Below are 1884 nucleotides of genomic sequence, written 5' to 3'. Positions count from 1 at the left end.
CTAGTATAGTAAATAGGTCAAATAAATAGAAAAAGGCCACCGTTTTCATTGTAAAATGGAAGTACCTATCACAGAACTTCTAATTTACTACCCCCACCAAGGAGTTGAAAACGATGGCATATTCATTATTTAACCATATTCAAGGTAAAAATGGAAGTCGATGGGCAGAGTTTGTACGAGAAACAGGGACTGAAAATTTGTTGATGGTGGCGATTGATGCAGCGAAATTCACTCAAAAAGCCCTAATTGGTACGTTCTATGGGGATATTTTAGTGAAACCATTTGAGTTTGATGCGTCTATGACTGGTTTTGAATACCTTAAAAAGGTTATTCAATTGGAGAAGGAAAAATACAAACTTAAAGAGGTAGTGGTGGGTATTGAAACCACTGGGCATTATTACGAGGATCTTGTTCGGCGATGCCATTCAAGTGGATATCATGTCAGAACTTTGAATGCAGCCACTACAGCCCAAGAAAGACAAGCCCTTTTAAATTGGTCTAAAACAGATAATTTAGACCTGATGGCCATTCTTCAATCCATGATTCATGGCCGGGGGACGTCGAATGAACTATCTTCAGGTGCGGTTCTTACACTTCAAAAGCTTACACGAGCCCGTCGTGAATTAGTGGGTGAACGAACCACAACGCAAAATTTGATTCTTATGCACATGGATCATATCTTTAGGGAATTTCAAGGAAAAAGTGTATGGGAGAACGGAAAGCGTAAGCATGTTCAACCATTTAGTAAATTATTCGGAAAGGCACCTCTCTATTTGATGCGGCACTATCCGCATCCAACTGATATATTGACACTTGGGGAGAAAGGATTACGTGAATTATCTATCCGTGAAAATCTAAAATTACGGGATAGTACGATTCAAATTCTAATAGAATTTGCTCGAAACTCCATCTCTCAACCAAAAGAGTTCGTAGACGGAGACATCTTTCTCTTATCTCAAAAGCTGGATCGTTTAGAGTTGTTGAAAAATCAAATCAATGTTTTAGAACATAAAATTGAAGATTTATTCGTTGAAACGGAGGGGGCTGTGATCCTTAGCGTTCCTGGGATTGGTGTCGTTACGGGGGCTGAATTATACGCAGAAATGGGGGATATCTCTGATTTCGAACATGCAGGGCAATTAATCAAGATGGCAGGGACAAACCCTATTGTGAAGCAATCTGGCGGAAAAAAACCTTCGTACTTTTGTATTAGTAAGCAGGGACGAAGAACATTCAGAAACATAACCTACCAGGTAGGAAAATCTTTAGCCGTTAATAATCCCGAAATGAAACTGAGATATTTAGCCTTAAAAGACCGTGGAAAACACACCCGTCAAGCATATGTTGCCTTGGGAAACCGAATGATTCGATTGGCCTTTTCAATGATAAGAAATCACTCATTATATCGTACAAATCAAGAGAATTATGTGTTAGTAAGTGAGATAAGTAAAAAACTTAGAGCTCCAAATGTAAAGCGATTTTATGAATTACACGTCTCTTCAAATCTTTGCCTATCAGCTTAAATTAAAGTTAAATTAGTTATTTGTTCATGAATTGATTAAGTATTTATTTTTAATGAAAATGGGGCTCCTCTAGGGCGTTAGATCACATTGTATTGGGTGTCTGAGGCTTTAGACCTCGTGGGTCAGCGTTATGGATCTTGTCCTGCAAATACGGATAATACGTGAAATTCAAAGTTTATATTTGCTAGGTGGTATCACTGTAGGATGAAAACACGAGATCCTTTCACGTTCTAGAGGAGCCCTGTTATATAGTTCTGTGATGGTTGAATCTTCAAAAAAATGGATATTGGGGTTCTACTTAAGTTTGGCCTTTTTTATAAAATATTTACTCTTGACTTAATTGCCATTATACGCTGACCCC

At 38.1% G+C, this 1884-nt stretch carries 1 protein-coding gene; it reads left to right on the top strand.

Annotated elements, in window-relative coordinates:
* Nucleotides 1-113 precede the first annotated feature (113 nt).
* Nucleotides 114-1523: an IS110 family transposase gene (locus M028_RS0113480; protein WP_026574336.1), complete on the top strand. Its 1410-nt coding sequence runs from the start codon at nucleotides 114-116 to the stop codon at nucleotides 1521-1523.
* The last annotated feature ends 361 nt before the right edge of the window (nucleotides 1524-1884 follow it).

The organism is Bacillus sp. UNC438CL73TsuS30, assembly GCF_000482325.1.
Taxonomy (GTDB): Bacteria; Bacillota; Bacilli; order Bacillales; family Cytobacillaceae; genus Neobacillus.
The sequence above is the reverse complement of the archived record's forward strand: the minus strand, read 5'-3'. Positions and strand labels throughout refer to the sequence as shown.

What these genes read in the sequence shown, in the direction of transcription:
- M028_RS0113480 (WP_026574336.1), top strand. Translation starts at nt 114, where the DNA reads ATGGCATATTCATTATTTAACCATATTCAAGGTAAAAATGGAAGTCGA.